Consider the following 24,211-nt stretch of genomic DNA (forward strand, 5'->3'; position numbering starts at 1 on the left):
ACTATTGACTAATTTAGTCACTAAAACGAGAATGAAGGTCCTGTCTTGCGAGGAAGGACCTCATGCGTCGCCGCCACATTGCGTCATCCGTCATATGCCTGTTGCCACTCGCCCTGGCGGGATGCGGCAACCAACACACTTCCGATCCGCGCACCGAGGCTCCCGTGGTCGGGATCGCACCGGTCATGGTGGCGCCCGCTGCGTCGCTGTCATTCACCGGCGTCGTAGGTGCCCGAGTTCAGAGCGACCTGGGTTTTCGTGTCGCCGGAAAGGTGCTGCAACGTCTGGTCGATACGGGACAGACGGTCAAGCGTGGCCAGGTGCTCATGCGAATCGATCCGATCGACCTGCGGCTGGATGCGTCCGCACGGAAGGAGGCGGTTGCTGCGGCCCGCGCCCGGGCGAAGCAAGCCTCCGAAGATGAAGCTCGCTATGGCGGCCTGGTGGCTGCTGGCGCGATATCAGCGTCGGCCTACGGTCAGATCAAGGCGGCGGCCGATTCCGCCCGCGCCGACCTCCAGGCGGCCGAGGCGCAGGCCGATGTAGCGAACAACGCATCCAGCTACGCCGTATTAGTGGCCGACGCCGACGGCGTCGTCGTGGACACGCTGGCCGAGCCCGGCCAGGTTGTCAGTGCGGGCCAAGTCGTGGTGCGTCTTGCGCACGCGGGCCCTCGCGAAGCCATCGTACAGTTGGCTGAAACCGTGCGCCCGGCCATCGGTTCCGAGGGCGATGCCGCGCTGTACGGCCGAGACCGGCTGACCGTACCCACGAAGTTGCGACAGCTCTCGGGCACAGCAGATCCCCTGACGCGTACCTATGAGGCGCGATATGTACTCGAGGGCGCACTTGCCGATGCACCGCTCGGCGCCACTGTCACCATTCGGATACCGGAAAATGGGGGTTCCGCGCAGGCTGGGATGCAGGTACCGATCGGTGCCGTTTTCGATCCGGGCAAGGGCACGGGCGTCTGGGTGGTAACCGGCAATCCGGCTCATGTCGCATGGCGGCCGGTCAAAGTGCTCGGCCTGACCGACGACACCGCGCGCGTTGACGGTCTCGACGGCAAACTCGAGGTCGACACCCCGGTCGTGGCACTCGGCGCCCATCTGCTGCATGACGGCGAAAAGGTCAGGCCCTCGCCTGTCGCCACCCAGACGGCTGAGATCGTGGAACGTGGAGGCTTGCAATGAGCGGCTTCAACCTCTCGGCGCTCGCTGTCCGCGAACGCTCTGTCACGCTGTTCCTGATCATCCTGATCTCCGTGGCGGGCGTCATCGCCTTCCTCAAACTGGGCCGCGCGGAAGACCCGCCGTTCACGATCAAGCAGATGACCATCGTCACCGCGTGGCCGGGGGCAACGGCTCAGGAGATGCAGGATCAGGTCGCCGAGCCCCTGGAAAAGCGCATGCAGGAGTTGCGCTGGTACGACCACACGGAGACGTTCACCCGTCCCGGCCTGGCCTTCACCGTGATGGAGTTGCGCGACAACACACCACCGTCGCAGGTGCAGGAGCAGTTCTACCAGGCACGCAAGAAGCTCCACGACGAATCGGCGCAACTGCCGGCGGGCGTCATCGGCCCGATGGTGAACGATGAATATTCGGATGTGACCTTCGCGCTGTTCGCCTTGAAAGCCCAAGGCGAGCCACAGCGGTTGCTGGTGCGTGAAGCGGAGGCACTGCGCCAGCAGCTGCTGCATGTCGCGGGCGTAGAGAAGGTCAACCTTATCGGCGAACGGCCCGAACGTGTCTTCGTGTCCTTTTCGCATGATCGCCTGGCGACGCTTGGCGTTTCGCCACAGGACATCTTCGCGGCACTCAACAGCCAGAATCTCCTCACGCCGGCGGGTTCGATCGACACTCAAGGGCCGCAAGTATTCATTCGCCTGGACGGCGCCTTCGACAAGCTGCAGCAGATTCGCGACACACCGGTTATTGCTCACGGGCGGACGTTCAAGCTGTCGGATGTCGCCCAGGTGAAGCGAGGTTACGAAGATCCTCCGACTCTTTTGGTCCGCAACGGTGGCAAGCAGGCGCTGCTGCTGGGCATTGTGATGCGTGACGGTTGGAACGGCCTGACGCTGGGCAAGGCGCTGGATCAGGAGGTCGCCAAGATCAATACCGGATTACCGCTGGGCGTGAGCCTGACGAAAGTGACCGACCAGTCCGTCAACATCGAGTCGGCAACCAACGAATTCATGGTCAAGTTCTTTGTCGCCCTGCTCGTGGTCTTGGTTGTGTGCTTCGTGAGCATGGGTTGGCGTGTCGGCGTCGTGGTCGCGGCGGCCGTCCCGCTGACACTGGCGGGCGTGTTCGTTGTCATGGCCGCCGCGGGGGACAACTTCGACCGTATCACCCTCGGATCACTGATCCTCGCCCTGGGCCTGCTGGTTGACGACGCCATCATCGCCATCGAGATGATGGTCGTGAAAATGGAGGAAGGCTACAGTCGGGTCCAGGCATCCGCCTACGCGTGGAGTCACACGGCCGCGCCCATGCTGGCCGGCACCCTCGTCACGGTCGTCGGTTTCCTCCCCAACGGCTTTGCCCGGTCCACCGCCGGTGAATACACCCACAACATGTTCTGGATCGTGGGCATTGCGCTGATCACTTCATGGATTGTCGCCGTGGTCTTCACACCGTACCTCGGCGTGAAGTTGCTGCCGGACATACCGAAGATCGAAGGCGGCGAGAAGAGCATCTACGACACGCCGCGCTACAACCGCTTCCGGCGCGTGCTGGGCCGGGTCATCGCCCGTAAATGGTTGGTGGCCGGAGCGGTCGTCGGATTGTTTGCACTGGCCATCATCGGTATGGGGCTGGTCAAGAAGCAGTTTTTCCCGACGTCGGATCGACCGGAAGTACTTGTTGAGGTGCAGATGCCGTATGGCACCTCGATTGAGCAGACCAGCGCGGCAACGGCCAAGGTCGAAGCCTGGCTGGCGAAACAGAAGGCGGCAAAGGTCGTCACGTCTTACATCGGCCAGGGCGCTCCACGCTTCTTCTTGGCGATGGCGCCTGAATTGCCCGATCCGTCGTTCGCCAAAATCGTGGTGCTCACAGGCGATGAAAAGGAACGGGATGCCCTTGAGGACAGACTGCGCCAGGCGGTGGCCGACGGGTTGGCGCCTGAGGCGCGGGTGCGCGTCACCCAGATCGTGTTCGGCCCTCCTTCGCCATTTCCCGTGGCCTTTCGCGTCATGGGGCCGGACCCGGAACAACTTCGCGCGATCGCCACGCAGGTCAAGGCGGTCATGCGCGGCAGCCCGATGATGCGTACCGTCAATACCGACTCGGGACTGCGCGTTCCCACCTTGCACATCACCTTGAACCAGGATCGGCTGCAGGCCGTAGGGTTGAGTTCGAGTGCCGTAGCACAGCAACTCCAGTTCCTGCTGACCGGTGTCCCGGTCACTGCGGTTCGCGAGGACATTCGCTCTGTGCAAGTGGTGGCACGCGCGGCTGGCGACATCCGCCTTGATCCAGCAAAGATCAACGGCTTCACGCTGTTGGGATCGGCCGGCCAGCGCGTTCCGCTCTCACAAGTCGGAACCGTGAATGTTCAGATGGAGGACCCCGTTCTTCGCCGGAGAGACCGCACGCCGACCATCACCGTACGCGGCGACATTGCAAACGGGTTGCAGCCGCCAGACGTATCAACGGCGATGCTGAAGCAGCTGCAGCCGATCATCGCCAAGCTGCCGGATGGCTACAGGATCGAAGAAGCAGGCTCCATCGAACAGTCTCGCAAGGCCAACGGGGCCATCGTGCCGCTTCTTCCCATCATGATCGCGGCCACGCTCCTCATCATCATCCTGCAGGTGCGCTCGATCGCGACCATGATCATGGTGTTCGCGACCAGTCCGCTCGGCCTGATCGGCGTTGTTCCCACACTGTTGTTGTTCAATCAGCCGTTTGGCATCAATGCGCTGGTTGGCCTGATAGCGCTCTCAGGGATCGTGATGCGCAACACCCTGATCCTTGTCGGGCAAATCAAGGACAACGCAGAACATGGATTGGCGCCTTTCGATGCCGTGATCGAGGCGACGGTGCAGCGTGCGCGACCGGTGATTCTGACCGCGTTGGCGGCGATCTTTGCCTTCATCCCGCTGACCCATTCGGTGTTCTGGGGAACTCTCGCGTACACGCTGATCGGCGGCACGTTTGCAGGAACCATTTTGACCCTGGTGTTCCTGCCGGCCATGTATTCCATCTGGTTCAAGATCAAGCCTGCGCAATCGCATGGCTGATCCACTGTTCATCGTCATTTACTCTTAAAGATAGGAACTTCCATGTCCAATTCCAAAGTTGTCGTTGTTACCGGTGTGTCATCGGGCATCGGACGCGCCACCGCGGAGAAGTTTTCCAAGCGGGGCTGCCAGGTATTCGGCACCGTGCGCAACACGGCAAAAGCACAAGCAATACCCGGTGTTGCACTGATCGAGATGGATATCCGTGACGAAGCGTCGGTTCAAAAGGGAATCCAGGCCATCATTGCTCAGGCCACGCGCATCGACGTGCTGGTCAATAGTGCGGGCGTGACCCTGATCGGCTCGACGGAGGAAACGTCGATTGACGAGGCTCAGTCACTGCTCGATATCAACGTCTTGGGCGTCCTGCGCACAACCCGGGCGGTCCTGCCGCATATGCGCAAGCAAAGCTCAGGAAGGATCGTCAACATCAGCTCGGTGCTGGGCTTTCTTCCTGCTCCGTACATGAGCCTCTATTCAGCATCCAAGCATGCCGTTGAGGGACTGTCCGAGACCCTGGACCACGAGGTACGCCAATTCGGAATTCGCGTGGCGCTGGTCGAACCCTCTTTTACAAGAACCAACCTGGATCTCAACGCGCCCCAAACAGCTTCCAAGATCCCCGACTACAGCAGAGAGTTCGGCGTCGTTTCCCAGGCCATCCAGAAAAATGTCCAAAAGGCGCCCGAACCCGATGGCGTAGCCAACACCATTGTCGATGCTGCTTTGGGAACCTGGAAGATGCGCCGTACGCCCAAAGGCGAGGCCTCTCTTCTGGCCAAATTACGCCGCTTCATGCCTGCCGGACCGGTCGAGAAAGGCCTGAGAAAAACGTTTGGTCTGGGTTGACATCGCACCTAGTTGCACATGGTGACTTTTATAGCCCAGTCACGTTCCATGCCTAATTTCAGTCTGAGAGCTTCTTATGCCCACCGTACCGAATATTGATTGGACTGCTCGACAAGAAACGGCCAGGCAACGCTTCCTTGCCGGTGGTGGAAAGCCTGGTCTCGTTCAAACGGAACGGCTCGCCGGCAAGACCGGGCGCGAAATCCTTGAAGCCATGATGTCCGGCGATCTGCCATACCCGCCCATGAACGAAACCATGAATATGACGTTGCTGGAAGTAGGCGACGGACACGCCGTGTTTCAAGGAATTCCTCTGCTGCAACACTACAACCCGCTGGGCTCGGTGCACGGCGGCTGGTTTGCCACACTCCTCGACTCGGCATTGGGCTGTGCCGTGCAAACCACGCTGCCGGCCGGCCGCTCCTACACCACGGCCGAACTCAGCTTGAACATCGTGCGGCCAGCGTCTCACAAGACAGGCCCGCTACGCGCGGTTGCCACGGTTGTTCACGTTGGCCGACAGATCGCCACAGCAGAAGCCCGTGTGGCGGACGAACAAGGCAAGCTGTACGCACACGCGACCACAACCTGTTTTGTCTTCGACGTGCCAGCCGGTAGCGCTAGCTGACTGCAAGCCAAGGCCCCGGCCTGACGTTCACACTTGTGGCAAAGCGCCTCGAAAGCTCGGAAGAGTGGAGCGGCGCAGCAGTCTGGGCCGAGCGCGCATAGAACTGATATACACGGGCGCGTTGGCAGGCCGCGCTCGAGCAAATGGATCATTTCGCGATTACTTCGCCACGCAGCCGACGCCTCATTTCCGTCCATTCGATAAGCGCCTTCACGGAAGGTCCGAGCGCTATGCCTGGCGGCCCGGTGTCTCCCCGCCGCTTTAGCGTTGAAGTGGTGGCTTCTTCACGACGACGAGCACGACGTCGTTGGTCCGCATCGGAATGCGCAGGGTGGCGGCACCTGCCGGGCCGATGGTCAGCTGACGCACCTCAGGAATGTCCCGGGTCGCGTCCTGAAGTTTTCGCAGTTGCTCGGGGCTCAATGACACCGGCGAACCCATAAGCAGGTAAGCCGTATAGGCGTCGTTGGCGTCGAAGCCGGTGCGGTGGATCTCGACCCGGTATGTGCCCGGGCGCAGGTGTTTCAGGTCGAGGCTCACCGGCGGAGCGGAACGGGCAGGCAGAACCTTGGTGTAGAAGTCGCGGTCGGTCTTGTCCTGCCGCGGCGTAACGAAATCCCAGACGAGGGCTTTGAGCACGCCGTCGTCCCACGTCACGAGGCTCTGCGTGTCCGTGGTTTTCAGTTCGGCCTGGCCCAGCGCGTTGAGGTATTTATAGGCGAAGTAGGCCGGCTTGCGGATGCCTTCGGGGGTCATCAGGCCGAAACCGCCCTGAAACGGTGCGGTCGGCGGCCCGGGCTCTTCGAACAGGTCGCTGAAGGTCCAGTAGCTCATGCCCTGGGCCACGCCTTCGCTGGCCTTGAGCTTGGCGAGAATGTAGGCGGCGCTCACGTACGAGTCGTGCACGGCATCGCGTGGGGTGTAGCTGGTGCTCCATTCGGTGATGTAGAGCGGGAGCCCCGGCCGGGGCGATGCCTGGATCTGCGCGCGCACCCGGCGCACGTCGCCGACGATCGCATCGGGCGAAGGCGAGAGCTTGGTGTCGGCCTTGCCGTCCTGGTCGAGAAAGCCGCCGTCTACGCCGTAGGTATGAGTGGTGATGAAATCAAGCGGGGCCCGCACCCGAGCGACATGGGCGATGAACGTCGGGATCCACGCGGCACCTGCGGTGGCCGGGCCGCCGACCCGCAGTTTCAGATCGATGCGCTTGATGGTGCGCGCGGTGATGTCGTAGAGGTGGAAATAGGCTGCCTGGTCGGCGTCCTGCCAGAAACCGGCCAGATTCGGCTCGTTCCAGACTTCGAAGTACCAGCTGCGGATTTCACGCTTGCCGTAGCGCTGCTCCAGATGGCGCACGAAGGCAGCGACCAGCCCGGCCCATCTGCCCATCCGCGGATGCGAGGTGTTGCCCTTCCAGAAGAAGACGTGCTGGTCCGAGGTCTTCATCGCTTCGGGGGTGAACCCCAGTTCGACGAATGGCCGCACATCCATGGCGAGGAGGCGGTCGTAGAGGTAGTCGATCTTGGTCCAGTCGTAGACCGGCCTGCCTTGCACCTCGCGGTAGGTTCCGAGTACGTCGTGGAAGATGGCGTGGAGGCGGACATAGCGGAAACCCAGTTCCTGTCGCTGGGTGCCCAACTGCGCCAGGCTGCCGGCGCGGATCAGCGTTCCCGGATAGTCCGAGCCGACCGACAGATTGAAAAAGCGATCGAGCGACGCCTTCGGGCCGCGCACATCGACATCGATGTGACGGACGGGCTGCTCGGCACGGGTCGTGGACACAAAGCCGCCCAACAAACTGGCTAGCGCCAAGGTGAATGGCCATGCGCGCCACGTCTTCATGCCTGATGCCCCGCCGTTGAACCGTATGGAAACCTACCACTGCGGTGTCGTTCGTCCCTTCCGGTCAAGCACAGGAAAGCAGAAATTGTCGAGCCGATACGAATTTTCGCAAAGCCTAAGGTCGATAGCCCGGATACAACAGGGCACGGGCTCGCAAGTGGGCCTTGCTCCTGCCCACGGTCCATCGCGCTTATCTTTGGTGGCGATTGCCTCCGACGAGCCAAAGCTGACTTTCCTATTGTGCGCGGCTTAACCAAGACGGCTGAAGCAACTAATAGGGAAAGCGAGTGCCGCGATTTCACAACAGGGGCGCATTTTCCAAGTTCGCCTCGCGTCCTGGTGAAACGGCCTTTCCGGATGTAGTTAGTCGTTACGGAGGCCGAATTTCTCCGCGCTAGATTTGAAGCCGGTCTTTTTTTAATAGGTAGGCTCCAACGATGGCAATCAAGAAGCCGTTGCGTGTCAACCGAGCCATTAGGCGTTGTCACGCTCACAAGGAGCGATGAGCCATGGGTAAGCACCAGGTTGCCGAGTTGTACTACCAGCTTCCCGAAGCCGCGCATGGACAACTGTGCAACACACGCGACGAGATTCGGCTGCTTGCCGATCTCACGGCACGCATCAGCGACGAAGCGGACGATCTCCAGCTGTCGCCCAAGGCGCTGGCCCGGTGTTTCGATCGTTTGGCCGACGAACTGTCCTGCGCCTTGCACGAGAGCTTCTGGCCGGCGAAGAAAAACCCTGCGAAATAGGCACCGTGTCTTTCGCGCAACGCGGCGATGCACGAAGGCGCTGGGTCCCGGATATCGCTTCGCGATTCCGGGATGACGATCAAAATCAGGCAGGGAGCGCGGATGGAAAGCGGGTGCACGCCATGTGCCGGATCGGGCATCCTGTACCCGACAAGACCATAAAGGAGTTTGGAAAGTGCCATCAGCCAAGGAAAAGCCGTCGTCGTTTCCCTATGCCGTGATGCTCGCCGTGATGGCGATGGGGCTGGCACTCGCCACCTTCGCCGTTTATCGCTGGCAACACCTGTCGACGGGCATGGACGATGCGAGGCGGTTGGGAGTCCTTTATGTGATGCTCGGCAGCGACCTGGTCGGCCTGGTGATATCGGCGGCGTGCGCGCTGGGCTATACGCAGTGGACGATCGAGCGGCGACACCTTGCCGGTTTGCCTGACTATGCCGCCGTCGGTATCGGTGTGTTCAAGGGGGTACTTGGCTTCGTGTTGATGTTCACGTGGCAGATGGCTGCACGGGGATTGCTCGCGGTGTACGGCCACTATGCGGGCATGCAGCTGGTCGCGATCGTGGGCCTGATCCTGGGTCATCTGATTACTGTGGCCGCGGTGATGGTTTCGATATGGCTGGCTTTTTCCGTTCTGCGCGAGCAGGCGATACCGGCATCGCCTCAGCCGATCGAGTTGCGCGGGCGTGCCTTGCTGATGTTCACTCTGTTCGCGTGGTCCTGGCTGCTGGTCGTTGCGCAGTTGGTGGCGCCCATGGCGATGGATCTCTATCGCGCGGAAGTTGATGCGCTGCCACTGGTTCCCTATGCGGCCTCCATCGGCCTGGTATTGCCTGTGTTCCTTGGGGGTTTGCTTGGACTGCCACGGACCATGCCGCTGAGCCGGCCGTTTCGCCTGTGGTTGGCGGGTACGCTGGCGGTTCTGGTGTGTGCCCTGACCATGGCTGTCGTGACCATCGTGATGGTCGGCATCGGCAGATCCCTGGGCAAATACTTTGTGCCGATCACCGCTTTCAGCGCCCTCGTGGCGGTGATCTGGTTCGTGGTGTCGACTGTGCTGTGCTGGCTGCTGGTGAAGGTGTTGTTCCGTACGGAGGTGCCGCTGTTCCGAGACGAAAGGATCTCTGCGGCTCATTGACGCGGATTGCGCCGGCGAACTTAAGGTGCCGGTGCGGCAGCATTCATCGCCGGTATGGCGAGTTGATTGAATGTGCGGTCCATGTCTTTCGGCGATAGATGCGGCTTTTCGTCCAGCCACCAGCCGAGCAGGCCGAAGAGCGCGCCGGCTATGAACCGGACCAGCGGCTCGCGCTGGGTCGCCCTGGCGCGCGATGGCGGCAGGACGAATTTCACTTCTTCACGCACCAGCTCGATCACGAGGCTCTGGATGTGGTGTTGCACGGCTGCGCCGCTGCGCTTGCCGACCATGGCCTGGAACACGTCGCGGTGGTCGTTGACGTGCTCGAACAGCTCGCGACTGAAACCGAATAGCCGTTCGCTTCGGCCGCCCTGCCGGGTACGTGCCTCGCGCTGGCGTTGCCGCAGCACGGCGCGCAGTTCGCCGAAGCCGTAGAGCAGAAGTTCTTCCTTGTCGCTGAAGTGCGCATAGAACGTGGTGCGGCCGACGTTGGCGCGATCGGCGATCTCCTGCACCGACAAGGTTTCGAATCCCTTTTCCTTGACCAACGCCAGCAGCGATTCGCGCAGGAGTTGCCGTGTGCGCTGAATCCTGCGGTCTTCTTGTGCGGCCATGGCCCGCCTCCGGTTTCCGAACAATGCACCGTGTGGTGTTCGGTATGGAACACATCCATCCCACCTGTGCTGGCCCCGTCTGGCCGTTCGCGCACATCATGCCCGCGACGGAACACATCTTCGATAACGAACATTATGTTCCATAGCAGAGGCTACCATCCGTGTTGAAAGTGTTTACACGACGCACATCTGTCGCCAGCCGACGTATCCCTGTCGGCGCGCGCCTGCCTTACCGCGAACTCGTGTCGGTCCACGGCCAACGTATCCAGATACCGGATCCGCAGTGCATCGTGCACCTGCAGTTCCGGCGATTCGCTGGCTGCCCTATTTGCAAGCTTCATTTGCGATCCATTGCGCAGCGCCACGACGAACTGGTCAAGGCGGGCATTCTGGAAGTGGCGGTGTTTCACTCGTCGATCGAGACCATGCGCCGCCACGATCACGCGCTGCCGTTCGCCGTGGTGGCCGATCCACAGCAGCGGCTGTACCGCGAGTTCGGTGTGGAGGCGTCGCTGCGTTCGGTGCTCGACCCGCGCGCCTGGGCTGCCATCGCTGGGGGCCTCGTCGCGTTCGGGGTCGGGCGCGAAGCGGGCGAGCCGGCGCTGGGACTGCCGGCGGATTTCCTGATAGCACCGGGTGGCGACGTGCTGGCGTGCAAGTACGGCGTGCATGCGGATGACCATTGGTCGGTCGACGAGATCATCGAGCGCTCCGGGGTCGTGATCCCTGATATGCACGCGCCTCAGACATCTGCCGGCACTGTCGCGGCGGTGTCCGAAGAGGCCGACGCCGATGCGTGAGGCCATGCACGATACGCGCGACGAACTGCTGTCGCGCGCGCTCCATGCGGCGGTGGTTATGCTGTTGCTGACCAGCGTGCATCACGCCTACGGCGCCTATGTATACGCCACGCTCTGGCGCCTTCACGTCGTCATCGTTGCCGGGCTGACGGCCCTGGCGCTATGGGGCGCGGCGCATGTTGTACGGCATCGTCCTGCAGGACTTGCCCGCACTATTGCAACGGTAACGTTCTGCCTCGTCGATTTCATCATGCCGGTGGCGGGCATCGGTTTGTTCGAAGGCGGCTACAACCATCTCCTGAAGAACGCGCTGTATTTCGGCGGCGCCTCGCCGCAGGTCATGACTCGGTTATTTCCGCCACCGGCCTATGAGCTTCCCGGCGACTGGTTCTTCGAAGGCACCGGGATCCTGCAGTTTGTCGTGGGCGCCTTTGCCGCCTACCGGCTTTATCGCTTTACCAGGGATGGCATGCATCCGCCCAGGTAGGGCGGCGCAGTCCGACCCGCAAAGATCGGTATAGCGGCCCTGTTTGCTTCATCTTGCCACCACCGCACGACCAGTCTTTTCTCCTGCATCACCCGAGGGACGAAAGAGCTGGTGCGCAATGATCCGGGCCTGGCATCGAAAGCAAGAAGCCCACCTGTCAAGGCGGGCTTCTTTTATTCCCGATCGCCGGGTTTCAGGGGGCGGAGCTCACTTCGCCTACCCGCCGCGTCCCTCGTTCAGTGTCCCGTTTTCGGTGCGGAGCTGGGTGCGCTGTGAGAGGTGTTTTGAACCGACGGGGAGGGTGTGCGCTCATACACGGGGAACCGGTCTCCCGGATAGTCGCGCCGGTCGACGTGGAAACGCTGCTGGCGGCCGAAGTCGCTGCGGTTCGCCAACGCCAGCCGATGGCCGTCGATGTGCACCCAATACCACTGGCCGCTCGGAACCGGCGAACTCGATACGTAGACAAACCGGGCGAGGTAATCGCCATCTGCGCGGGGCGAAGCTTGCATGGCGAGATTGATGACGAACTGGCTGCTGACTGGCCGGCCGTGGTCGGTGGCGGGCTTGGTGATCAATTCGTCCAGATTCTGCCGCAGCAGCCGGTTGACCTTCGGCGAGAGTTCGACGGACGGCGAGACATCGGTGACCTTGCCCCTGGCATCCACATGCACCAGCACCGGCATGACTCCGGGCCTGAATTCGTTGAGGGACTGGGAGTCGGCCATCGCGGCACCTGCGCCGACGGCCAGTACGCCTGCGAACATCATCATGGAAAACCGTTTCATGAAAACCTCCGTGAATCACGGATCAGTGCTGCTGCAGAGAAGCCGTCTGGCAGCGAAAACACAGCTGGAAAACACGGCTGCGTGACTACTGTTCTCCTAAACGCGTGGCCAGTCAATCGGGATGACGTGACGGCCAGAACGGCGTGACGACCGGTAACGAAGCGCCCGCTCGGCAAGACGCCAGGCGCTATTTCGTTGGCAGTGACGCCAGCCATTGCAGCACCGCCTGCGACAGCTCGATGCGCTGGTCGGAATAGACGTGGTCGGTGGGCAGATGCACCGTGGTCACGCCGGTGTTTCCGGCCTTGCGCAGGTCGGCGGCGAGCGACGTGTTCGCCTCCGCAAAGCCGTCATCCGACGTGATGATCAGTGCCGTGCGGTTTTTCAATGCGTCGACCTTCGAGCTGAACGCCCACCTCGCGCCGTTATCGGCCAGTTCGCGTGCCAGCCCGTCCGACGTGCAACCGGCCAATGGCGCCATGCCCCCACCGGCCAGGGCTGCGCTCATCTTGCGCAGCGCCTCCGGTTTCTGGTCCGCCGTCATCATCTGCCGCATCGCGCCGCCCAGGTCGACGGCCGAGATGGTGGCGAAGGCCTTGACGGCGGGGTCGGCCGCGGCGCCCTGGATGGTCATGAAGCCGCCCATGCTGTGCCCGATCAGCACGATGTGGGCCGGATCCAGGCGCAGTTTTTTGGCGATCTCCGGCTTGCGCAGGTACGCCAGTGCCGCGGCGGTGTCTTCGATGCCGTGGGAGAACGAAAAATCCCCCGGCGTTCCCCACGATCCGCGGTAGTTGAAGTAGAGAACATCCCAGCCTGCACGGCGCATGTCCTGCGCCAGATCGAGGTTGCGCTCGTAGCCGGGAAAGCCGTGCAGCAGGATCACCGCGGGATGCGGCCCCGCCCCCGCCGCGACGTAGACCAGGGCATTCATCAGCGCGCCGTGGCTGGGGATCTGCATTGCCTCCATCGAGGCGCGATCGTTGCCGTTCGGTGCGGACGGCGGTGCGTTCGTGGCGGCGTAGCACGGAATGGATATCAGACAGGCACAGAAACAGGCCGTCAGGAGCAAGGCTTTCAAGTGGTTGTTCACGCTTCCCCTCAACGTCAGTATGTAGTCGCAGACCATGGGCACGGATGCCGGATCACACGACTATAACTTTTCCTGACGGTGCAGGATCAGCGTGGCCGGACGTCGCATCAGCCATGGGGACGGGACGCCGAATTCGTTACGCCGCTTTCAACATTGCACGCGGCCGCCGGCGAGCTGTTTGCACGGATGGAACACGGGCTCTTTCGACGGCGGTGGGTGATGCGCATCGTGATCATGGTCATGATCGCCGTCGTGATGGCCGTTCCAGTACGGCGGCACGGCGCCCCAGTAGGCGGGCGGGGCGTTGTACGCCGGTTGGGCCAGTTGATCGCGATACTCGTCGTTCTGCCGGCGCAGCGCATCGTTTTCGGCGCGCAGCCGGTCGCGGCTGGCGGCATCGTCAGTCAGCGCCTGCTGCCGCGCTGCCTCGTCGCGCTGTTGCGCGGCGATCGCCTCGTCGGCCTGGCGCTGGGCGTTGTCTTCCAACTGCTGCCGGTGGGCGGCGAGGCGCTGTTGGTAGAGCGCTTCGAGATGGTGCGCGTCCGCGTAGGTCTTTGCCTTCGCTTCCTGGCCCAGACGCAGATACTGATCGATGATTTCGCCGTCGTCGGCCTGGTGAATCAGCTCGCCTTTGCCATCGCGACAGGGACGGTCGGTGTATTCGAGCTGCCCGCCTCGCGTGGTGCATTTGTAGATGCTCTGCGCGCCGGCAGCCGTCGCCGTGGCCAGCAGCATGATGGCGATAGACAGAATCCGCTTTCCGGCAACCGAGGCTTTCATCTTGACGGTCATTCTGCACCGGCCGGCGCGACGTTGCGTAATGAAAATGTCGAGACCGGGGCATCTACCCGGATGGACTCAGGTGGTTTCGAAACCGGCATGCGCATTGTGCACGTGCCGGCCGGCCTGCCGCCAGCTGCGCCACCCGATCATCGCCAGCACGATAAACCCGGCATACAGCACCGACGTGATCATCAGCGACTTGTAGACGTATTCGCCGACATAGATCAGGTCGACCACAATCCACAGCCACCACGCGGCGATATGCCGGCGCGCCTGCCACCACTGGGCGACCAGGCTGAAGGCCGTCAGCGCGGCGTCCAGCCAAGGCAGGGAAGCATCGGTCCAGCGGTGCATGGCGAAGCCCAGCGCAAGCGCACCGACGGTGCCGACGAGCAGATGTGCCATGGCCTGCGTGGCCGGCAGTGGCGCGACCTGCACCAGGCCGTCGTCGCCCAGGTTCTGCAGCCAGCGTACCCAGCCATAGACGATCAGCACGCCGAAAGCGACTTGCAACAAGGCATCGGAATAGAGCTTCGCGTCGACGAAGATCCCCGCATAGATCGCCACCGACAGCAGGCCGATCGGCCAGCACCAGGGCTTGCGCCGGGCGGTGAGCCACACCGCCCAGGCGCTGATCAGTGCACCGATGAGTTCGATCCAGGACATCAGAAGTCGAAGCTCACGGAGAGTCGCGCCAGTCGCGGCGCACCCGGGAACAGGTAGCTGTCGCCGCCGGAGGTGCCGGTATCGCGCCAGTAGAAATGGTTGAACACGTTGTCGACGTTCAACCTCCAGGTGATCGCGTGGCGGTTCCACTGGGTGACGTAGCGCAGGCCCGCGTCGAATACGTGATAGGCCGGCACGCGCGTGAGCCCGTTCGGCGTGGCCACGTTGCTGCTGGCGTAGCGCCAGCCGCCGAGCAGGCTGAGATCGGCAGCGAAGGGCAGGCGGTAGTCCATGTACAAGGCCGTGCGCAGGCGCGGCACGTTGACGACCTGATGACCTTCGTAGCTCGGCGTGCCGGTGTTCTGCGCGCGGGCCTGGATCAGGTTGAGGCTGGCGGTGAGGCGCAGTTTGTCGGTCACCTGTCCGGCGGCGTTGAGTTCGAGGCCGCTGTGCACCTCGTCACCGTGCTGGACGAAGGTGAAACCCGCGGCGGTGTTGTCCGGCTGCGCGAACTGATACGGCTGGCGGATACGGTACAGGGCGGCCTGCAGGCTTAGCGCATCGCTCCAGGCGTACTTCACGCCGGCTTCGGTCTGGCGCGACAACAACGGCGCCAGGGTGGCGCTGCCGTTCGATGCCCAATATGGCGCTTCGTTGCCCAGCGACAGGCTTTCGCTGTAGCTGAGGTAGGCGGTCAGCTTCGAGGTGGGCTGCCACAGCACGGCGGCCTGCGGCAGCGCCTTGCTCAAGCGGGTGTCGCGTTCGGGTGCGCCGCTGTCGTCGTAGGCGCGTTCGTGCAGGCGCACGAAGCGGCCACCGGCCAGCAGCTGCCATTGCGAGCCCAGACGTAGGCGATCGAGTGCGAACACCGAATGCTGCCAGCTGGTCAACCGGCGTGCCGACGGTCCGGGCTGATTCGGCGAGGGAGCGAAATACGGCGGGTCGACTTCGTCGATATTGGCGGTGCCGACATAGTCGTAGACATAAGGGCGACGGTCGATGGTGCGGCGGAACGCGCTGGCGCCGAGGCTGACTTCGTGGCTGATCGTGCCGGTGTCGAACGAGCCCTTCACGACGGCGCGCACCTCGTCGTTGACGCGGGTGTCGTCGGGGCTGCGGTAGTCGTAGACGTCGTAGTCGCCGTTCGGCGCGAAGAAGTAGCCCGGCGTGGCGCCGCTGGCGCAGGCCGGCGAGTAGAAGCAGCCGTAGGCGAAGGCTACGTTGTCGTTGATCACGACATGGCTGTGGCCGGCCGACAGTTGGGCGCTCCACAGGTCGCTGAAGCGGTAGTCAAAGCGCAGCGTGCTGTTGCTGGCGTCGACACCCACCGGCCGCTGCCACGGCTCGAAGCCGAGCATGCGGCTGCGGCTGGGGTGCGCCGGGATCATGGTGCCGCCGAGCAGCTGGTAGCCGGAGACCGAACGCTGGCCGCTGGTCTGGTAATCGGTATCCAGCTGCAGCGTGGCGTTCGAACTGATCTTCCAGTCCGCGGCCAGCGAGAAGAACGTGCGGCGGCCATCGGCATGTCGCACGTAGGAGTTCATGTCCTCGTGGGCAGCATTCACGCGGACGCCGAAGGCAGGTGTCAGCCAGGCGCCCACATCCATCGCGAGGTAGCGCGAGCCGTGCGAGTCGGTGCCGACCGTGGCGGTATGCACATCGGCCGGACGCTTGCTGACGTAGTTGATCAGCCCGCCCGGCGCGACCACACCCGCTTCGAGGCCGCCCAGGCCCTTGAGGATTTCCACGCGCTCCTTGTCTTCCAGCGGCTGCAGCTGCTCGCCGGCCATGGTCATCTCGTTGAACCGAAAGCCGGTGGCTGGATCCAGCGCATAACCGCGGATGGCGATGTCCTGGTAGTAGCCGACCGGTGCGTAGTTGTCGCCCAGTGCGGCATCGCCGCGCGCCAGTTCGCTGAGCGTGCGGGGCTGGCGGTCGTCGATCTGGTCGCGGGTGATCACCGTGATCGCGGCCGGCGTGTCCTGCAGCGGCGCGTTGCCGAAGCTGCCGAAGGTGTCCATCTGCGAATTATCGACATGGTAGCCGCGCGTGCCGTTGGCCTTGACGTGCACGGGCGCCAGTGGCGTGGCTTGCGGTTTGGTGGCGTCGTCGCCGGCATGGGCGAGCGTCATCACCGACATCAGCGCAAGGATCAGGGGAGGGCGTGCAAAGGAAATCGGGAATGAGGCCATCGTCGTCTTCTGGTGAACGGACGAAGCGACGGCGATTCGGACGTCCGAATGAACGTGCCGAATCTGCAAGCTTCCTACGCCGGTACAAACCGGATCAGGTTCCAAGGGACTCTCTCAGCCCGGCAAACGCCGGGCACCCCCGCTTCAAGAACGCTATTAGACCACGGATATCAGGTGCCGTCGCGGATAGCCCGCAGCAAAGCCTGTCCGGGCGGCGTGCCAAACCAGGCCGCGTGGCCGCGCAGGAACGTGTCGTAAGCCACGTCGGCATTGGCGCGCGAGTGGGTGATGGCGTGGAAATACTCGACCTCGGATAGCGCGAAATCCACATGCACCAGCGGCAGCAGGTCGGCCAGCAGCTGGATGTCTGCAGCGTTCAACGGGCGCTGCTGGCGATAGCCTTCGATCAGTGCACAGGCGATATCGGGATGTGCGGCGTCGGTGCCGGTGTCCAGCGCCAGCCAGGCGATCGCATTGCGTTCGATCGCGGTGGCGAGATCGAACAAGGCGCCGTTGGCGGCGGCGAGACCGAAGTCGAGTACGGCGCTGATACGCGCGTTGGCGCTGTCGCCGCTCCAGCACAGGTTGGAGACATGCCAGTCGCCGTGCGTCCACAAGCGCGGCTGCCGTGCCAGTCGCGGTTGCGCGGCGGCGTGCCAGGGAGCGAGCAGTTCGGCGAGATCGGTCGGCCAGTCGCGGTCTTGCAGGTAATCGGCAAGACCGGGCCGCGCGGGCAGCTGCGCCCGCAGCATAGCGACCGGATCGGGTGAACAGATCAACTCGCTGCGCGCGACCAGGATGTGGGTGTCGCGTTGGGGTGCGTGGTGACTCTCCGCCGCGTCGTGCAATGCAGCCAGCATACGACCGGCGCTCCGTGCGTGCTCGCGGTTCGGCAACGGCGACCACGAGATCGCTTCGCGATACAGGTCGATGCCGGCGGCGTGTTCGTGCACCTCGTACGTCCAGTCGCCGATCGCCACGGCGGTTTGCCCGTGTGCATCGCTCAGCACGGCCGGTATCGGTATGCCGTTGCCGCGCAGATGTGCGATGAAGCGATGCTCCTCGCCGAGCGTGCCGACGGATCGCACGCTGCAGTGATGGCGTTTGACGAAGACGGTCGCGCGGCTCGTCTCGACCAGGCAGGCGGCCGACAACGGTCGCGGACTGTGCCAGTCGATGCGCACGGAGGTGCCGAGCTGCGGGTAGCCGCGCAAAAGCGTGTCGACCTCGGCCGCGGTCAGCATGGGCCAATCCGGCAAGGTGTTGTCGCCGGCCAGTCCGTGTGCGAGGTGGAGGGGATCGTTCATGGACAGACGGTATGTCTTCGCTGACGGCAATCGCCGGATTATCGCCGATAAGGTTGCGCCGCCTGCTTTCGAACGCGGCCAGCATCGCGTCTAATGGGGTGACTTTCCGAGGTATGCCGCCGTCCGATGAGTGCGATGTTGCTGCTTTTTGTCTGCCTGATCCTCGGCCTCGTGGTGGCGCGGTTGGCGAAGCCGCCGGCGGGCATCGTGCAAGGCATCAACTGGTGGGTGCTCAATGTGGCGCTGCCGGCCCTGGTGCTGGAACTCATCCCGAAGGTGAAGTTCGATCCGCAGCTGTGGTTTCCGGTGGCCGCGATGTGGCTCACGTTCGGCGGCGCCTGGCTGCTGTTCGGCTTGCTCGGGCCGCGGCTGCGCTGGTCGCGACAACGCATCGGGGCCTTGATCCTGGTCTGCGGCCTGGGCAATACCGCGTACATGGGCTACCCGTTGATCGAGGCGTTGCACGGCAAGCCGGGTCTGGCGCTGGCGGTGGTGGCGGACCAGATCGGTACGTTTCCGCTGTTGGCCTCGGCCGGCATCGTCGTGGCTTCGATCTATTCCGGACGTACACCGCCGGCGCGGCTGATCGTCAAGCGTATCGCCACGTTTCCCGCTTTCGTCGCGCTCGTGGTGGGCATCCTCGTGGGTCTGCTCGGCGGCTGGCCAGAGCTGCTGAACGGTGTATTCGCACCGATTGGCGCGTCGCTGACGCCACTGGCGCTGTTCTCGGTCGGCCTGCAGTTCAAGTTCCGTCCGGGCCCCGGGCAACTGGGCGCGGCCGGCTGGGGCCTGGGCTGGAAGCTGCTGCTGGCGCCGCTGTTGTGCTGGGTGCTGGGCACGGCTACCGGCGTGGGTGGATTGGTGCTTACGGTCGGCGTGCTGCAGGCAGCGATGGCGCCGATGGTGTCGGCGGCCATTCTGGCCGATGAGTACGAACTCGATCCGACGCTGGCGAACACGGTGCTGGGCGCTGGCACCGTGCTGTCGCTGATCACCATACCGCTGGGTAACTTGCTGCTCGGTGGTTGACCGCAGCTTGCGCCAGGCATCGGCTGCGTCGAGACTAGCGGCGGATTCTCATGGGCAAGGGGGCTCGTGTCATGGCAGGCTTCGAACTGATCCGACGGTTCTTCGGGAACGAACCCGGCGATCGCCGTGCAGTGCCACGCAGCGGCGTACCCAAAGGCGCCTGGGTGTTGGTGGTGGACGACTCGGCCACCATCCGCGCCGTGCTCGGCAAGATGCTGAGCCAGGATGGCCACGTGGTGTTGAAGGCGCCGGACGGTGAAACGGCGATCGAGATGGCGCGCAAGGAAAAGCCGGACCTGATCTTTCTCGATATCGTGATGCCGGGCATGAATGGTTTCGCCGTGCTGCGGGCATTGCGCCGGGACCCGCAGACACATGACATCCCCATCGTGATGATCAGCGGCAACTTGCAGGCGACCGAGCAGTTCTACGTGCAGCGCTTTGGTGCGGACGATTTCATGAAGAAGCCGTTCGGCCGCGGCGAGGTGTTCGCACGCATCCAGCACCTCACGCAGAGCGGCCGGCTGGTGGTGCGCGAGCGCACCGCGGAGGATGTCGCGCCGGCGATGCCGGAGCATACCGAGGCCGAACACGCGGCGATCCCGGACATCGCGATGCCGGATCCGCTGGACTTGGCCGCGTCGTCTGCGGAACCTTCCTGATCGCCGGAAAGGTTGCCCGGATTTCTCCGGTGGCGCTGGCCGCACCATAATCATCGTGATGAACAAACCGCCAATCAGCCCGGCCACCGACCTGCGCGCTGACCAATGGTTGTGGGCCGCGCGCTTTTTCAAGACGCGCAGCCTGGCCAAGCAGGCGATCGATGGCGGCAAGGTCGACGTCAACGGTGCGGGCTGCAAGCCGGCGAAGGCGCTGCATGTGGGCGATGTGTTGCGGATATCGCGCGGCGAGGAACGGCTGGAAGTCGAGGTGCTGGGCCTGTCCGACCGGCGCGGTCCGGCCAGCGTCGCGCAAACGCTGTATAGGGAGACTCCAGCCAGTCGCCTGGCCAGGGAAGCGATCCAGCAGCAGCGCCAGCTGGTTGGCGCGAGCGGCCCGCTGAAACGCCCGGATAAGCATGCCCGACGCGATTTGCGACGATTGAAGGACCCGCGCTGAGCAGTGCATCGCAGATTGGCCGCCCGAACTGCGGGAACATCCACGCCAACTCAAGGGGATTGCGCCTGTGCATCCCCACGACGTGGGGGATGTGGCATGGACGGATTAGCACGGATGGCCGGCATCGGCTTCATCAAGCGCCTGCTTGGCGGCATGGATGGCGAACAGCCGTCGGTGCCGCATGTGCAGACCGCCTTGGGTGCACGCATGCTGGTAGTCGATGATTCGCCCACCATCTGCGCCGTGCTGGGAAAGATGCTGGGCCATGAAGGCTACACCGTATCCAGGGCGACCGATGGCGAGAATGCCATCCGGCTGGCGCGCGACGAACAGCCCGCGCTGATCTTTCTGGATATCGTTCTGCCCGGCATGAACGGTTTCGCCGTGCTGCGTGCGCTGCGCCACGATCCGCAGACCCAGCACATTCCGATCGTGATGATCAGCGGCAACCAGCAGGCCACCGAGCAGTTCTACGTGCAGCGCTTCGGTGCGGACGATTTCATGAAAAAGCCGTTCGGTCGCGACGAGGTGTGCAAGCGCATCGGGCAATTGGTGCAGTCGGGACGGCTGCTTGCGCGCAAGCCGTCGGAGCCGGTCAGTTTGCCGCTGCCCGAATTTTCCGAGGAAGCTCTGGCTGCGATCCCGGATATCGCGATGCCCTATGCGGACGAAGCACCCGCACCCGCCCCGTCGCCGCGCCCGCGCCCCGGCCTGCAAATGGTGCACAGCGTGTATTGAGCGGCACGTATTGAATATTCATCGTGCGGACCACGCCGGAGCATCCCCCGGCATGGCCCGCATCGAATACTCAGTTCGGGATGCCCAGCGCCTTGGCCACGCCGGCCGCATACGCCGGATCGGCCTTGGCGAAGTGCCCGAGCTGGCGTCGCACGATCTCCTGCGGTACGCCTTGCATCGCCGCGGCTATATTGTCGAACAACTGCTGCTTCTGATCCGTGCTCATCAGCCGGAACAGGTCGCCGGGCTGGCGGTAGTCGTCGTTGCCGACGCGATGGTCATAGCGATCGGCATCGCCCGAAATCTTCAGCGGCGGCTCCTTCACCGACGGATCCTCGACCGGTCCGCCGAACGAGTTCGGTTCGTAGTTCACGCTGCCGCCGCCGTTGTCGCCGAAGCGCATCTGGCCGTCGCGTGCATAGTTATGCACCGGGCAGCGCGGCTGGTTCACCGGCAATTGGTCGTGGTTTGCGCCGAGCCGGTAACGCGCCGCATCGGCGTAGGAGAAGATGCGGAACTGCAGCACCTTGTCGGGTGAAAAGCCGATGCCGGGTACCACGTTGGCCGGCGAGAAGCTGGATTGCTCGACCTGGGCGAAATAGTTGTCCGGATTGCGGTTCAACTCCATCACGCCAACCTCGATCAACGGGTAGTCCTTGTGCGGCCACACCTTGGTCAGGTCGAACGGGTTGTATGAAGTCTTCTCCGCATCGGCTTCCGGCATGATCTGCACGTACAACGTCCACTTCGGGAAATCCTTGCGTTCGATCGCCTCGTACAGATCGCGCTGGTGCGATTCGCGGTCGTCGCCAATCAACTTGGCCGATTCGGCATTGGTGATGTTCCTGATGCCTTGCTGAGTCTTGAAGTGGAACTTCACCCAATAACGCTCGCCCTGGTCGTTCCAGAAGCTGAAAGTGTGGCTGCCGAAGCCGTGCATGTGGCGCAGGCTGGCCGGGATGCCGCGGTCGCTCATCAAGGTGGTGACCTGATGCAGCGACTCGGGTGACAGCGACCAGTAGTCCCACATCGCGGTGGCGCTGCGCATATTGGTGCGCGGATCGCGCTTCTGCGTATGGATGAAGTCGGGAAACTTGTACGGATCGCGGATGAAGAATACCGGCGTGTTGTTGCCGACCAGATCCCAGTTGCCTTCCTCGGTGTAGAACTTCAGCGCGAAGCCGCGCACGTCGCGCTCGGCATCGGCGGCACCGCGTTCGCCGGCGACGGTGGAGAAGCGCGCCAGCATCGGCGTCTGCGTACCCGGCTTGAACACCTTGGCGCGGGTGTAGCGGGTAATGTCGTGGGTGATCGTCAATGTGCCGAACGCGGCCGAAGCCTTGGCATGCACGACGCGCTCGGGAATGCGCTCGCGATTGAAGTGCGCGTGCTTCTCGAACAGCTGATGGTCCTGTACCAGCAACGGGCCGCGTGGGCCGGCAGTGAGGCTGTTCTGGTTGTCGGCCAGCGGCGCGCCGGCGTCGGTGGTCAGGGTCTTGCGATCGTGGCTCATGGTGGATCCTGCTGGTGGGGATGTTCTGCAGGCTACGCCCTGGAATGTATCGAGAGAATTCGATTGTGCAGATGCTCCCTATAGTCAGTGCCTATCGAGAGTTCATCGGCCGACGCGACGATGGCATCAACCAGCGGCGGCACGCGCGGCAACGATGGCTGAACGGAAGCCGGGCCATAGGCACTGGCTGTCAACGCGACTTCCAGTCATGCCGTTCCCCGCATTGTGCCAGCCAGACGATGACGGTCTGGATCAAGCGGGGGACATGGGGGTAGGGGTTCTTGCTGTTCGACCCGAATGTTCGATCCCGAAAGATCCGGCGTATGCGTCGGTGATGGTGCACGGATGCCGTGATTCCTTGGGGCGCCGGTGCAGTTTTTCGAGATATGTCTCGATCATGCCAACTACATCTTGCCAACTACTCAACGAGGCTCAACTCATGAATGCAAAGACGACTTGCCGCTTCAGCTTGATCGGCCTGCTGGTATCCGCCGTGTTCGCGTCGGGTGCCGCGATGGCTCAAGCGGCGCCGCAGACCGACGTTCCCGGTCATCCGCGTGTCAATGAAGTCAACAATCGCCTGGAGAACCAGCAGGATCGCATCCAGGCGGGCGTGAAGGACGGCCAGCTCAATGCCAAGCAGGCCACGCGCGACGAAACCCGCGACAACAACATCGCGGCGCGCGAAAGCGCCGATGAGGCCAAGCACCACGGCCACCTCACCAAGCGCGAACAGCGCAACCTCAACAAGTCGCTGAACAAGGACAGCCGCCAGATTCATCGTCAGCGCAAAAACTGATCGAACGATACCGGTCGAATCTGTCGGTTGGGCACGTTTCCTGCCTATCGGATCAACTCACTGAAACCTCTCCGCGTTGGCGGGGAGGTTTCTTTTGTATGCGAACAGGCAAAACACGTGCAGCCGCCATTGCAGCGGCTGCATGGATGGTGCGTGATGCGGAATGCCGGGCGCACTCAGCCAATCAGTTCGAGTGCCGTGGCGCGCGCAGCCTCGCGAATCTCGCAACGAAAGTCGGTGTCCTCGAAGGTGCGTGCCAGCACCATGCCGCCGATGCACAGCGCGGCGAGCGCGAGTCCGCGCTGGCGTGCGTCGTGGCCGCGCGACTTCGGTACACCATCGGCGAGAACACCAGCCATGCCTTCCAGCAATTCGCGATAGGCCTGCTTCACGCGCGGGCTGGCGCGGGCCACGTCGGACGGCAGCGCGATCATCGGGCAGTGGCCGTCGACGTCGTCCAGGTGCGTCTGCGAGAGGTAGGCGTGGATCAGTTGCTGGGCGAAGCGATTGCCGCCGCAGGTCGGGTCGAAGTCCACCTCGGGCCAGCGCGCGGCCGGATTGAAGTGACGATACGCCTCGACCGCTTCCACAAACAGGTCTTCCTTGGTCTTGAAGTGATTGTAGAAACCGCCGCGGGTGAGGCCGGCGCGCTCCATGACCTCATCGATCGAGACCTGGGCGAAACCCTTGCGGTTGAACAGTTCGCGCGCGCACTCGACGATGCGCGTGCGGGTCTGCTGTTTGTGTTCGGCGGTGTAGGACATGGCACGGATCACGCGGTGGTGGCGGGGAGGGCCAGCCTAGTCCTTCGACAAAAAATGT

The 24,211-nt window shown here is 63.2% G+C and carries 23 protein-coding genes and 1 riboswitch; of the genes, 13 read left to right on the plus strand and 10 right to left on the minus strand.

Annotation, left to right across the window (positions count from 1 at the left end; all coding sequences use genetic code 11):
- The first annotated feature begins 62 nt into the window (after nucleotides 1–62).
- The 4 genes from BUA26_RS16295 (at nucleotide 63) to BUA26_RS16310 (ending at nucleotide 5,729) form a co-directional block, all read left to right on the plus strand.
- The gene (locus tag BUA26_RS16295; RefSeq protein WP_072761908.1) at nucleotides 63–1,193 is read left to right on the plus strand and encodes an efflux RND transporter periplasmic adaptor subunit; all 1,131 of its coding nucleotides are present in this window, start codon (nucleotides 63–65) and stop codon (nucleotides 1,191–1,193) included.
- Nucleotides 1,190–4,252 (plus strand): efflux RND transporter permease subunit, encoded by a 3,063-nt coding sequence (locus BUA26_RS16300; RefSeq protein WP_072761909.1) that lies wholly within the window; start codon nucleotides 1,190–1,192, stop codon nucleotides 4,250–4,252. Before BUA26_RS16295 ends, BUA26_RS16300 begins: the two co-directional genes overlap by 4 nt.
- A 42-nt stretch (nucleotides 4,253–4,294) precedes the next feature.
- A complete protein-coding gene (locus tag BUA26_RS16305) occupies nucleotides 4,295–5,101 on the plus strand; it encodes an oxidoreductase (protein ID WP_072761910.1) in 807 nt (268 codons plus the stop codon).
- A gap of 76 nt (nucleotides 5,102–5,177) precedes the next feature.
- Entirely contained in the window at nucleotides 5,178–5,729 is a 552-nt protein-coding gene (locus tag BUA26_RS16310; RefSeq protein ID WP_072761911.1) for a PaaI family thioesterase, read from the plus strand.
- A gap of 261 nt (nucleotides 5,730–5,990) precedes the next feature.
- Here BUA26_RS16310 and BUA26_RS16315 read toward each other — a convergent pair whose 3' ends face one another.
- The gene (locus BUA26_RS16315; RefSeq protein WP_083573053.1) at nucleotides 5,991–7,571 is read right to left on the minus strand and encodes a GH39 family glycosyl hydrolase; all 1,581 of its coding nucleotides are present in this window, start codon (nucleotides 7,569–7,571) and stop codon (nucleotides 5,991–5,993) included.
- A gap of 509 nt (nucleotides 7,572–8,080) precedes the next feature.
- On the opposite strand from BUA26_RS16315, the gene BUA26_RS16320 reads away from it, so the two are divergent.
- The gene (locus tag BUA26_RS16320) at nucleotides 8,081–8,323 is read left to right on the plus strand and encodes an XAC0095 family protein (protein WP_072761912.1); all 243 of its coding nucleotides are present in this window, start codon (nucleotides 8,081–8,083) and stop codon (nucleotides 8,321–8,323) included.
- Between the two features lie 217 nt (nucleotides 8,324–8,540).
- Complete coding sequence (locus tag BUA26_RS16325; RefSeq protein WP_218587852.1) at nucleotides 8,541–9,461, plus strand: hypothetical protein; 921 nt, start codon at nucleotides 8,541–8,543, stop codon at nucleotides 9,459–9,461.
- A gap of 20 nt (nucleotides 9,462–9,481) precedes the next feature.
- Here BUA26_RS16325 and BUA26_RS16330 read toward each other — a convergent pair whose 3' ends face one another.
- Nucleotides 9,482–10,075, minus strand: a complete 594-nt coding sequence (locus BUA26_RS16330) for a TetR/AcrR family transcriptional regulator (RefSeq protein WP_072761914.1) — start codon at nucleotides 10,073–10,075, stop codon at nucleotides 9,482–9,484.
- A 161-nt stretch (nucleotides 10,076–10,236) separates the two neighbouring features.
- Here BUA26_RS16330 and BUA26_RS16335 point away from each other — a divergent pair, with 161 nt between their 5' ends.
- Together BUA26_RS16335 and BUA26_RS16340 are read left to right on the plus strand one after the other, a co-directional pair.
- Nucleotides 10,237–10,875: a peroxiredoxin-like family protein gene (locus BUA26_RS16335; RefSeq protein WP_218587853.1), complete on the plus strand. Its 639-nt coding sequence runs from the start codon at nucleotides 10,237–10,239 to the stop codon at nucleotides 10,873–10,875.
- 4 nt (nucleotides 10,876–10,879) lie between these two features.
- Nucleotides 10,880–11,362, plus strand: a complete 483-nt coding sequence (locus tag BUA26_RS16340) for a hypothetical protein (protein ID WP_072761915.1) — start codon at nucleotides 10,880–10,882, stop codon at nucleotides 11,360–11,362.
- 236 nt (nucleotides 11,363–11,598) lie between these two features.
- On the opposite strand, the gene BUA26_RS16345 is transcribed toward BUA26_RS16340, so the two are convergent.
- From BUA26_RS16345 to BUA26_RS16370, 6 genes are all read right to left on the minus strand, one after another.
- Nucleotides 11,599–12,150 carry a hypothetical protein gene (locus tag BUA26_RS16345; RefSeq protein WP_072761916.1) on the minus strand — a complete coding sequence of 184 codons (552 nt, stop codon included), beginning with the start codon at nucleotides 12,148–12,150 and terminating at the stop codon, nucleotides 11,599–11,601.
- A 187-nt stretch (nucleotides 12,151–12,337) separates the two neighbouring features.
- Nucleotides 12,338–13,279 (minus strand): alpha/beta hydrolase family protein, encoded by a 942-nt coding sequence (locus BUA26_RS16350; RefSeq protein ID WP_072761917.1) that lies wholly within the window; start codon nucleotides 13,277–13,279, stop codon nucleotides 12,338–12,340.
- A gap of 111 nt (nucleotides 13,280–13,390) precedes the next feature.
- Nucleotides 13,391–14,023 carry a DUF4124 domain-containing protein gene (locus BUA26_RS16355; protein ID WP_255368392.1) on the minus strand — a complete coding sequence of 211 codons (633 nt, stop codon included), beginning with the start codon at nucleotides 14,021–14,023 and terminating at the stop codon, nucleotides 13,391–13,393.
- 78 nt (nucleotides 14,024–14,101) lie between these two features.
- Nucleotides 14,102–14,692, minus strand: coding sequence for a nicotinamide riboside transporter PnuC (pnuC, locus tag BUA26_RS16360; RefSeq protein ID WP_072761918.1), 591 nt, complete (start codon nucleotides 14,690–14,692; stop codon nucleotides 14,102–14,104).
- Nucleotides 14,692–16,884 (minus strand): TonB-dependent siderophore receptor, encoded by a 2,193-nt coding sequence (locus tag BUA26_RS16365; protein WP_072761919.1) that lies wholly within the window; start codon nucleotides 16,882–16,884, stop codon nucleotides 14,692–14,694. Before BUA26_RS16365 ends, pnuC begins: the two co-directional genes overlap by 1 nt.
- Nucleotides 16,885–16,938: 54 nt before the next feature.
- Nucleotides 16,939–17,035: riboswitch (TPP riboswitch) on the minus strand.
- A 19-nt stretch (nucleotides 17,036–17,054) separates the two neighbouring features.
- A complete protein-coding gene (locus tag BUA26_RS16370) occupies nucleotides 17,055–18,191 on the minus strand; it encodes a phosphotransferase enzyme family protein (RefSeq protein ID WP_072761920.1) in 1,137 nt (378 codons plus the stop codon).
- Between the two features lie 135 nt (nucleotides 18,192–18,326).
- Between BUA26_RS16370 and BUA26_RS16375 the strand changes: the two genes are divergently transcribed.
- The 4 genes from BUA26_RS16375 (at nucleotide 18,327) to BUA26_RS16390 (ending at nucleotide 21,077) form a co-directional block, all read left to right on the plus strand.
- Nucleotides 18,327–19,220, plus strand: coding sequence for an AEC family transporter (locus BUA26_RS16375; RefSeq protein ID WP_072762001.1), 894 nt, complete (start codon nucleotides 18,327–18,329; stop codon nucleotides 19,218–19,220).
- A 71-nt stretch (nucleotides 19,221–19,291) separates the two neighbouring features.
- Nucleotides 19,292–19,882 carry a response regulator gene (locus tag BUA26_RS16380; RefSeq protein ID WP_072761921.1) on the plus strand — a complete coding sequence of 197 codons (591 nt, stop codon included), beginning with the start codon at nucleotides 19,292–19,294 and terminating at the stop codon, nucleotides 19,880–19,882.
- A gap of 58 nt (nucleotides 19,883–19,940) precedes the next feature.
- On the plus strand, nucleotides 19,941–20,339 hold the full coding sequence (locus BUA26_RS16385; protein WP_072761922.1) for an RNA-binding S4 domain-containing protein: 399 nt from the start codon (nucleotides 19,941–19,943) through the stop codon (nucleotides 20,337–20,339).
- Between the two features lie 96 nt (nucleotides 20,340–20,435).
- Nucleotides 20,436–21,077 carry a response regulator gene (locus BUA26_RS16390; RefSeq protein ID WP_072761923.1) on the plus strand — a complete coding sequence of 214 codons (642 nt, stop codon included), beginning with the start codon at nucleotides 20,436–20,438 and terminating at the stop codon, nucleotides 21,075–21,077.
- 70 nt (nucleotides 21,078–21,147) lie between these two features.
- Here the strand turns inward: BUA26_RS16390 and BUA26_RS16395 are convergent, their stop codons facing one another.
- Nucleotides 21,148–22,590, minus strand: a complete 1,443-nt coding sequence (locus tag BUA26_RS16395) for a catalase (protein WP_072761924.1) — start codon at nucleotides 22,588–22,590, stop codon at nucleotides 21,148–21,150.
- A 439-nt stretch (nucleotides 22,591–23,029) separates the two neighbouring features.
- Between BUA26_RS16395 and BUA26_RS16400 the strand changes: the two genes are divergently transcribed.
- Complete coding sequence (locus BUA26_RS16400; RefSeq protein ID WP_072761925.1) at nucleotides 23,030–23,389, plus strand: hypothetical protein; 360 nt, start codon at nucleotides 23,030–23,032, stop codon at nucleotides 23,387–23,389.
- Between the two features lie 176 nt (nucleotides 23,390–23,565).
- Here the strand turns inward: BUA26_RS16400 and BUA26_RS16405 are convergent, their stop codons facing one another.
- Nucleotides 23,566–24,153 carry a TetR/AcrR family transcriptional regulator gene (locus tag BUA26_RS16405; RefSeq protein WP_072761926.1) on the minus strand — a complete coding sequence of 196 codons (588 nt, stop codon included), beginning with the start codon at nucleotides 24,151–24,153 and terminating at the stop codon, nucleotides 23,566–23,568.
- Nucleotides 24,154–24,211: the final 58 nt, after the last annotated feature.

Origin of the sequence: Rhodanobacter sp. OK091 (genome assembly GCF_900142825.1) — a bacterium.
Classification (GTDB): domain Bacteria; phylum Pseudomonadota; class Gammaproteobacteria; order Xanthomonadales; family Rhodanobacteraceae; genus Rhodanobacter.

Bases quoted from the DNA above. Each gene is read 5' to 3' on its own strand.
- BUA26_RS16295 (WP_072761908.1), top strand. From the start codon at position 63: ATGCGTCGCCGCCACATTGCGTCATCCGTCATATGCCTGTTGCCACTC.
- BUA26_RS16300 (WP_072761909.1), top strand. From the start codon at position 1,190: ATGAGCGGCTTCAACCTCTCGGCGCTCGCTGTCCGCGAACGCTCTGTC.
- BUA26_RS16305 (WP_072761910.1), top strand. From the start codon at position 4,295: ATGTCCAATTCCAAAGTTGTCGTTGTTACCGGTGTGTCATCGGGCATC.
- BUA26_RS16310 (WP_072761911.1), top strand. From the start codon at position 5,178: ATGCCCACCGTACCGAATATTGATTGGACTGCTCGACAAGAAACGGCC.
- BUA26_RS16315 (WP_083573053.1), bottom strand. From the start codon at position 7,571: ATGAAGACGTGGCGCGCATGGCCATTCACCTTGGCGCTAGCCAGTTTG.
- BUA26_RS16320 (WP_072761912.1), top strand. From the start codon at position 8,081: ATGGGTAAGCACCAGGTTGCCGAGTTGTACTACCAGCTTCCCGAAGCC.
- BUA26_RS16330 (WP_072761914.1), bottom strand. From the start codon at position 10,075: ATGGCCGCACAAGAAGACCGCAGGATTCAGCGCACACGGCAACTCCTG.
- BUA26_RS16340 (WP_072761915.1), top strand. From the start codon at position 10,880: ATGCACGATACGCGCGACGAACTGCTGTCGCGCGCGCTCCATGCGGCG.
- BUA26_RS16345 (WP_072761916.1), bottom strand. From the start codon at position 12,150: ATGAAACGGTTTTCCATGATGATGTTCGCAGGCGTACTGGCCGTCGGC.
- BUA26_RS16350 (WP_072761917.1), bottom strand. From the start codon at position 13,279: ATGGTCTGCGACTACATACTGACGTTGAGGGGAAGCGTGAACAACCAC.
- BUA26_RS16355 (WP_255368392.1), bottom strand. From the start codon at position 14,023: ATGAAAGCCTCGGTTGCCGGAAAGCGGATTCTGTCTATCGCCATCATG.
- pnuC (WP_072761918.1), bottom strand. From the start codon at position 14,692: ATGTCCTGGATCGAACTCATCGGTGCACTGATCAGCGCCTGGGCGGTG.
- BUA26_RS16365 (WP_072761919.1), bottom strand. From the start codon at position 16,884: ATGGCCTCATTCCCGATTTCCTTTGCACGCCCTCCCCTGATCCTTGCG.
- BUA26_RS16370 (WP_072761920.1), bottom strand. From the start codon at position 18,191: ATGAACGATCCCCTCCACCTCGCACACGGACTGGCCGGCGACAACACC.
- BUA26_RS16375 (WP_072762001.1), top strand. From the start codon at position 18,327: ATGTTGCTGCTTTTTGTCTGCCTGATCCTCGGCCTCGTGGTGGCGCGG.
- BUA26_RS16380 (WP_072761921.1), top strand. From the start codon at position 19,292: ATGGCAGGCTTCGAACTGATCCGACGGTTCTTCGGGAACGAACCCGGC.
- BUA26_RS16385 (WP_072761922.1), top strand. From the start codon at position 19,941: ATGAACAAACCGCCAATCAGCCCGGCCACCGACCTGCGCGCTGACCAA.
- BUA26_RS16390 (WP_072761923.1), top strand. From the start codon at position 20,436: ATGGACGGATTAGCACGGATGGCCGGCATCGGCTTCATCAAGCGCCTG.
- BUA26_RS16395 (WP_072761924.1), bottom strand. From the start codon at position 22,590: ATGAGCCACGATCGCAAGACCCTGACCACCGACGCCGGCGCGCCGCTG.
- BUA26_RS16400 (WP_072761925.1), top strand. From the start codon at position 23,030: ATGAATGCAAAGACGACTTGCCGCTTCAGCTTGATCGGCCTGCTGGTA.
- BUA26_RS16405 (WP_072761926.1), bottom strand. From the start codon at position 24,153: ATGTCCTACACCGCCGAACACAAACAGCAGACCCGCACGCGCATCGTC.